Consider the following 7,575-nt stretch of genomic DNA (forward strand, 5'->3'; position numbering starts at 1 on the left):
CTACATACTCATTAATCTTACCTTAAATAAAATTACTTGTAAATGTTATAAAATCGATTATAACATTTTTTCTGGAAAATATATTTAATTTAATAGCATGAAAAAGTAATTTCCATGAAAAAAGCCTGACTTTCGTCAGGCTTTCAGGTAATTACTAAAATTAATCAAGAATCTCAGTAACAACACCGGCACCAACAGTACGTCCGCCTTCACGAACAGTAAACTTGGTTCCCTTTTCAATCGCAACAGGTGAAATCAAATCAACTTCAAATGTTACATTATCGCCTGGCATAACCATTTCAACGCCATTAGGCAATTCAATAACACCAGTAACGTCTGTTGTATGGAAGTAGAATTGTGGACGATAGTTGGAGAAGAATGGAGTATGACGTCCACCTTCTTCTTTAGTCAAGATATATACTTCACCCTTAAATTTGTTATGAGTTTGGATAGAACCTGGCTTAGCCAAAACTTGTCCACGTTCAATTTGATCACGGTTAATACCACGAAGAAGTACACCAACGTTATCGCCGGCTTCACCTAAATCAAGTGTCTTGTGGAACATTTCCAAACCTGTAACTGTTGAATGTTCAACGTCGTCTCTTAAACCAACGATATCAACTTCGTCGCCAACTTTAACTTGACCACGGTCAATACGTCCAGAAGCAACAGTACCACGACCAGTAATTGTGAAGACATCTTCAACTGGCATTAAGAATGGCTTATCAGTGTCACGTTCTGGTGTTGGAATATATTCATCAATCGTATCTAACAATTTTTCGATAACTTTAACTTGTTCTGGATCGCCTTCCAAAGCTTTCAAAGCGGATCCACGGATAACTGGAACATCATCCCCAGGATAACCGTATTCAGACAACAAGTCACGAACTTCCATTTCAACTAAGTCGATTAATTCATCATCATCAACTAAGTCTGTCTTGTTCAAGAAGACAACAATATAATCAACACCAACTTGCTTAGCTAACAAAATGTGTTCACGAGTTTGTGGCATTGGCCCATCAGTTGCAGCAACAACCAAAATAGCACCATCCATTTGAGCAGCACCAGTAATCATGTTCTTAATGTAGTCAGCATGTCCTGGAGCATCCATATGAGCATAGTGACGCTTTTCAGTTTCGTATTCAACGTGCGCTGTGTTGATAGTAATCCCACGTTCTTTTTCTTCTGGGGCCTTATCGATATCAGCGTAATCCTCAGCCTTAGCTAACCCTTTGTCTGCCAATACTTTTGTAATTGCAGCAGTCAATGTAGTTTTACCATGATCAACGTGGCCAATAGTACCAATATTTACATGGGGCTTAGTTCTTTCATAATGTTCTTTTTCTGCCATTAAAAGAAACCTCCTATTTGTCAATAACGAATCGCTAATGCAAAAAAATATAAAGAGCTTTGCAGAAACGACTCTTTATGCAGAAATTATACTACTTTTGGAAACAAAATACAAAGTTATACTTACCAAAAATATCTACTTTGGTAGTATATAAATCTTTAGAGAAAATGTAAATAGTTTTCCCTGCAAAATTCAAATTTTAATTGAATAAACTGAGCAGCTCCTCAAATTTATCCAACCACATATCTACTTTACCAGCTTTTGCGTCTTTTTCAAGAGTTTGAGCTGTTTCAATACCAAAATAATTTAAAATCCGGGTTATCCATAAAGAATAGTCAATAATAATCTCATCAGTATACGGATAAAGCATAGCAGCATACAAATTCACTTGGGCATCTAAAGTTTCCGCTAACTCTCCCTTGATATCAATATTGTGTAATACCTCTCTTAAAGCGTGGAGTGACTTTAAATCGGCTATAAGGAAATAGTTTTGTGGAATAAAAGAACGAATCTCACCCCAAAAACTTATCGGTAATTTTTCGTTTAACTGTAATTTAACTAAATCCTCCACCACACTAGCCTTAATAATAGGATGCAAATAGGGATTTAAAATTAGTAGTTTTGTTTGCTGTAAATATTGCTTAAAACTTAACCAATGTAGCCTTTTTACTAACTCTACTTGTTGTTCTAAGGGTAGCGTGAGAATTTCTAAAATTTGCTGTAAAATTCCTTGAATTTGTTTGAAATGGGTATGTTTAAAAATAACTTGCTGCTGAATGATTAATTGCTGCAAGTACTCTTTTTTTGACTGATTCTGCCATTTTACTTGCACTAAGACCTGCTGAGCACCAATAAAATCTGCCTGTGCCAGTAGCACTTCAATTAATAATTTACTATCCACAAATTTATATAGATAATCACTCCAGTTGTTTTCAAGATAGGAAAACGCCTTTGTGACTTGATTACTATTAACTAATGTTTTGACTAGCTGCCGTTCAATATTAAAATTTGGTACTAAAAGATAAGCTTGTTCATAAAGATTTGCTGCTTGGACAAAATTATTTTTCATTTCACACTGTTTAGCTTGTTGTAATAGTTCTTGGATTTGTGAATTATTCATATTTTCCTTAAATAAAATCATAAGACAGTTTTAATCATAATTAACTATTCGACTTTGATATTTTATCTATGATTATTACGGTGGCGGTTTTGATTAACTTCCATAATAACAGGCAAAATCATCGGATGACGTTTCGTTTTATTCCAAAGAAAATGATTTAAATCCTCACGAACATCTTGCTTTAAGTGAGTCCAATCAAATTCCTTATTTTCTAAATTATTTTGCACAGCTTGAACTACAACTTCCGCACTATCATTTAACAATTGACGATTTTCTTTTAAATAGATAAAACCACGTGCGGTTACTTTTGGCGCAGCCACCACTTTTTTCTTTTTGCGATCAATAGTAACCACGGCCACAAAAACTCCGTCTTCTGATAGTAATTTTCGATCCCGTAAAACAATAGTTCCAATATCACCCACACCAATGCCATCAATCATGGTATCACCAGCAGTGACTGCAGGTGCCAAATGAAATTGATTATGTTCAAAACTTAAGACAGCACCGTTTTGCAGCAAAAAAATATTTTCCTCTGGCAAGCCCGTTTCCATAGCAATTTTAGCATGAGCATTTAATAATCGATATTCGCCCTGAACAGGTATTAAATTTTGTGGATGTAATAAATTAATCATTAATTGCAAATCACTTTTAGATGCATGACCTGATGTATAAAGTCCTGAGTCAGCCAAAGCTTTAACTTCGCCACCAGCTCGGAAAATTAAATCTCGTGTTTTGGCTACATTAGTTTCCATAGCATGCGAAGGTGTAGTTGCAATAAAAATAAAATCTCCTTGCTCAATATGATAAAAATGATGCCGACTGGTAGCCATCTTTTGCAAAATTTTGATAGGTTCACCCATCCGGCCGGTTTCAATAATTAAAATTTTCTCTTTAGGGAGTTTCTCAGCTTCTTGAGCAGTAATTAATAAATCGTCAGCAACGTTCAAATATCCTAGTTTTATCACTGTACGCACAATTTTAGAAGCATCTTGTCCCGTTAATACTACTTTACGCCCAATTTTTTGAGCCGCATCAAAAATTTGCTGCATACGCAATATATTAGAAACTACAGAAGCAACAATTATTCTTCCTTGCTGGTATTCAAATGTCTCCCAAATGTAAGTGTAAATATCGCGTTCATCAGCAGCAGGATATGGTGATTCAGCATTGGCGGAATCACTAAGTAACGCTACAACTTTATCTTTACCAATGTCAGCTAACCGTTGGTAATCAGTTTTGTACATAGCAGTAGCTGATTGATCAAACTTAAAATCGCCTGTATAAACCACCTGTCCAACGGGCGTTTTAACTACGATACCTAAAGAGTCTGGAATTGAATGCGTTGTCTTAAAAAAAGATACACTTAAATTTTTAAAATCAATCGCGGTTTGAGCATCAATAACTTGAAAATTGTGGAATTTACGACTGTGCTTATCACTATTAATTGTTATTTTGGCCAATTCAATTGTCAGCTTAGATCCAAATACTGGAATATCAAAATCGCCAACTAAATAGGATAAGGCACCGATCGCATCAGCATGCCCATGTGTCAAAAAGATTCCTACAATTTTATCAATATTATCTTCAATATAGGTTAAATCAGGGATAACTACATCAATTCCAAATAATTCATTTTCGGGATATTGCAACCCGCAATCTAAAATAACTATTTCATCACCATATTCAACGGCATACATATTTTTGCCATTTTCGCGTAATCCCCCAAGAGGAATAATATTCAAATTTGCCAATAACTTCACCTTTCTCATACATTCTATTATTTATTAATAAAAACTTTTACTGCCATTAATGACAACTAGAAGATATTTGTTTTAATTGTAGCACAATTACCATTAATTTCCTATGGGCATGAAAATATCACAAAAAAAGAGACCGGACACATAATTGTTCCGATCCCTTTTTACTAACCTATGCACACAAGCAAAACCCTACCTAAAAATAGATTAACTCTGTGATTGTAAAAAATTAACGACGCAAGCCTAAGCTCTTAATTAAATCACGGTAACGATTAATATCATTATTACGTAAATAAGCTAATAAATTACGACGATGTCCAATTTTTTTCAACAAACCTACATAAGAGTGGTGATCTTTTTTATTAACTTTTAAATGTTCATTTAAATTGTTAATTTCATTTGTCAAAATTGCGATTTGAACTTCAGCAGAACCAGTATCTCCAGGTTTACGACCATATTTTGCGATTAATTCTTGCTTTTGCTCCTTAGTAATTGCCATTTTTATATCCACCTTTTATATTATTATTCAGCCTAACAAGGTCGGCGTCGGTGTTGCGCTAAACTTTGTTAAGCTAAGAATATTACTAATATACCGAATTTTAATGAATAAATCAAGTCTTAGTGTATTGCAAAACGAGTAAAATTCAAGTATAATTTTGTAGTATTGAGTATAGGCATGGAGGTGATAAGATGCCACAAATTAAATCAGCTATGAAGCGCGTACGTCAATCTGAAAAAATTAACGAGCGTAAGTCAGCTCAACGCAGTACTATGCGTTCTGCAATTAAAAAATTTGAAAAAGCTGCTGCTAATAACGACCCGCAAGCTCAAGATTTATATAAGCAAGCTACACGTGCGATTGACATGGGTAAATCTAAAGGTTTAATTAAACAAAATAAGGCTGCACGTGATAAGTCACGTTTAGCAACTAAAATTAAGTAATGAATATTTTAAAACCCCAGAGAAAAATCTCTGGGGTTTTTTGAACCAATTATAAAAGTTGCATGTTTTGAGTAAAATCAATCATAAATAATTCAAATAAATATTCTTTGTTACCTTGTCCTGTTTTCATTCGAAAATCAATTTCCACTAAACTACATAAAGCTTGCTGTAATTTAGTTAAAGAATATTTTGCTTCTTTGTGAAGGGCTAATTTAATACGATATGGATGAACCTGTAAATATCCAGCTAATTTACCTGCAGACATCCCTTCTTGACGTAGAATTTTAACCTGGAGCAATAATCTTATTTGACTAACAGCTAATGCTACCAAGGCAATGGGATCATTTTTTAAAAGTATCAATTGCTGATACAATATTTGAGCGTGTTTCAAATCTCTTTTGAGCAAGGCATCTAACATATCAAACACGTTATCATCTAAAGTTTGAGGTACTAAATACTCTATTGCTTCTTTAGTAATCTGATGATTTAAAGCAGCATAAGTATACAATTTTTGCAGTTCTGAAATAGCCAACGAATAATCGCCATTACTGTGCTGAATTAAGCTTTCCAAAGCAAGAGGCTCAATTTGAAAACCTGCAGCGGTAATCTGCTGCTTTAAGGCCAGTGTTACCTCATTTCCCCTTAACTTAGTAGCAGCTACTAAAATTGCTTGCTTTTGCAATAACTTAGTTATTTTTTTGCGATTGTCTAATTTTTCATATGGTGCAAAAATTACCATGGCAGTAGTGGGCTGAGGATGTTGTAAATAATTCATAAAAGCCGAAAGATTTTGTTCGTTGGAAGCACTTGTTTTGCTCCCTTGTAAAAAATTTGGGTTTAAGATAAATACCACCCGTCGCTCACCAAAAAAAGGCATTGAATTAGCTTCGCCTACAGCTTCTTCAACATTATCTTGATCTAAATCAAATTCTGCAAAATTCATTTCTGATTCTTGCCCCGTTAAAATTTGTAAAAACTCTTGACGGGCTTGTTTTTGCAATTGTGATTCAGTTCCAAGAACTAAATATAAGGGTGAAATACCCTTTTTTAACTCTGTTTTGAGATCTTTAACTTTCATTTTTGTTGTTCCTTTAAAAATAATTTCCATGTTTGCTGATGCCAGATTGTATAATACCAATTAATCATTCCTTGATCAGCAGTATTTATAGAGGGTATATGCAAATGCTTTAAATTGACAATTGTTTCTGGACTAGGATGACCATAGCGATTATGCCTTCCCGCTGAAATTAATACCAATTGGGGATGAAGCATTTGTAAAAACTTGGGATCGCTAGCCGTTTTGCTGCCATGATGTCCTGCTTTTAAATAGTTAATAATCTGTGGATGCTTAAATAATTTTAACTCATTATCTCGATTTAAGTCACCTGAAAACAACCATTTTTTATTCTGTACCTGAACCAATAAAGTCAAAGAATCTTCATTAATTCCGCGCGACAGGCTTTTGGGCCAGAGGACTTTAATTTTAAATTCCGGATTAAAAATCCAACTATCATGTACATGAACGGCCTTAAATTGAACAACTTTTTTGAAGGGAAGTAACTGTTTAGCAACTGCATGATTTTGTTGCATTCCATCAGCAAAAATCACCTGGTGCACAGGGAATTTTTTTAAAAGGACATGCAAATCTCCAATATGGTCAGCATCTTGATGCGATAAAAATACATAGTCCAAGTGCGTAATGCCACGATACTTTAAATAAGGAATCGTAATTTGTTCTACACGATTATAATTACTTTTATATTTACCAAAATTTAAGCGGCCACCAGTATCAATTAAACAAGTTTGTCTATGTCCTGGAGTAGTCATTAGGATGCTGTCCCCTTGACCAATATCAATGAATGTAATTTCTCCTCGTAAAGGAAATCGATTTACTATCGTAATCAAACAATATCCTAAAAGCAACCAGTCAAACCACTTTATCTTCAAAGTTGCCACTGCTAATAAAGTTATTCCTACCAACAAAACAGCAATAAAAATATTAATATGCCCTGTCGTAATTTGAGTCCAATTACTGTCAGCCAAAGCCAATACTGGCTTATATAAGCAAGTAAACCCACTCTCTATAATCTTAAGCAATACTGAAAAATTTTGAATTAATAAGCTAAAGATTGTTAGAGGAATAATCAGGCTTTCGAATACTGGTGTCAAAATAATATTAGCCAGAAACGTTAACCAACTAAAACTATAATTATGATAAATTATTACAGGCAGACTCAGAAGATTAATTAATAGTGAACGCTGCCAAGGCTTTGCCGCCGGAATTACAATTAATCCATAAGACAGCAAATAACTTAATTGTCCGGCTAAAGAAAATAACAAATATGGATCAAAAAGTGTTTGTCCTAAAAGTACTAAAGCAAAACAATCATGCCGCGAGATTTGCC

At 34.3% G+C, this 7,575-nt stretch carries 7 protein-coding genes; 1 reads left to right on the plus strand and 6 read right to left on the minus strand.

What is annotated here, in order from left to right; all coding sequences use genetic code 11:
• Positions 1–160 precede the first annotated feature (160 nt).
• The 4 genes from tuf to rpsO form a co-directional block, all read right to left on the minus strand.
• Positions 161–1,351: an elongation factor Tu gene (gene tuf / locus EQ827_RS07075; RefSeq protein ID WP_181190303.1), complete on the minus strand. Its 1,191-nt coding sequence runs from the start codon at positions 1,349–1,351 to the stop codon at positions 161–163.
• Positions 1,352–1,550: 199 nt separating this feature from the next.
• A complete protein-coding gene (locus EQ827_RS07080) occupies positions 1,551–2,471 on the minus strand; it encodes a hypothetical protein (protein ID WP_181190304.1) in 921 nt (306 codons plus the stop codon).
• Positions 2,472–2,533: 62 nt separating this feature from the next.
• Positions 2,534–4,222, minus strand: a complete 1,689-nt coding sequence (locus EQ827_RS07085; RefSeq protein WP_181190305.1) for a ribonuclease J — start codon at positions 4,220–4,222, stop codon at positions 2,534–2,536.
• A 235-nt stretch (positions 4,223–4,457) separates the two neighbouring features.
• Positions 4,458–4,727: a 30S ribosomal protein S15 gene (gene rpsO / locus EQ827_RS07090; protein ID WP_181190306.1), complete on the minus strand. Its 270-nt coding sequence runs from the start codon at positions 4,725–4,727 to the stop codon at positions 4,458–4,460.
• A gap of 191 nt (positions 4,728–4,918) precedes the next feature.
• Here rpsO and rpsT point away from each other — a divergent pair, with 191 nt between their 5' ends.
• On the plus strand, positions 4,919–5,170 hold the full coding sequence (gene rpsT / locus EQ827_RS07095; RefSeq protein ID WP_181190307.1) for a 30S ribosomal protein S20: 252 nt from the start codon (positions 4,919–4,921) through the stop codon (positions 5,168–5,170).
• Positions 5,171–5,219: 49 nt separating this feature from the next.
• On the opposite strand, the gene holA is transcribed toward rpsT, so the two are convergent.
• Together holA and EQ827_RS07105 are read right to left on the minus strand one after the other, a co-directional pair.
• Complete coding sequence (gene holA / locus EQ827_RS07100) at positions 5,220–6,248, minus strand: DNA polymerase III subunit delta (RefSeq protein WP_181190308.1); 1,029 nt, start codon at positions 6,246–6,248, stop codon at positions 5,220–5,222.
• Positions 6,245–7,575, minus strand: a 1,331-nt coding sequence (locus EQ827_RS07105; RefSeq protein WP_181190309.1) for a ComEC/Rec2 family competence protein, incomplete at its 5' end; no start/stop codon positions are given. The genes EQ827_RS07105 and holA, both read right to left, overlap by 4 nt.

Source organism: Bombilactobacillus bombi, from assembly GCF_013607485.1.
GTDB classification, from domain to species: domain Bacteria; phylum Bacillota; class Bacilli; order Lactobacillales; family Lactobacillaceae; genus Bombilactobacillus; species Bombilactobacillus bombi_A.

Bases quoted from the DNA above. Each gene is read 5' to 3' on its own strand.
- EQ827_RS07080 (WP_181190304.1), bottom strand. From the start codon at position 2,471: ATGAATAATTCACAAATCCAAGAACTATTACAACAAGCTAAACAGTGT.
- tuf (WP_181190303.1), bottom strand. From the start codon at position 1,351: ATGGCAGAAAAAGAACATTATGAAAGAACTAAGCCCCATGTAAATATT.
- holA (WP_181190308.1), bottom strand. From the start codon at position 6,248: ATGAAAGTTAAAGATCTCAAAACAGAGTTAAAAAAGGGTATTTCACCC.
- rpsT (WP_181190307.1), top strand. From the start codon at position 4,919: ATGCCACAAATTAAATCAGCTATGAAGCGCGTACGTCAATCTGAAAAA.
- rpsO (WP_181190306.1), bottom strand. From the start codon at position 4,727: ATGGCAATTACTAAGGAGCAAAAGCAAGAATTAATCGCAAAATATGGT.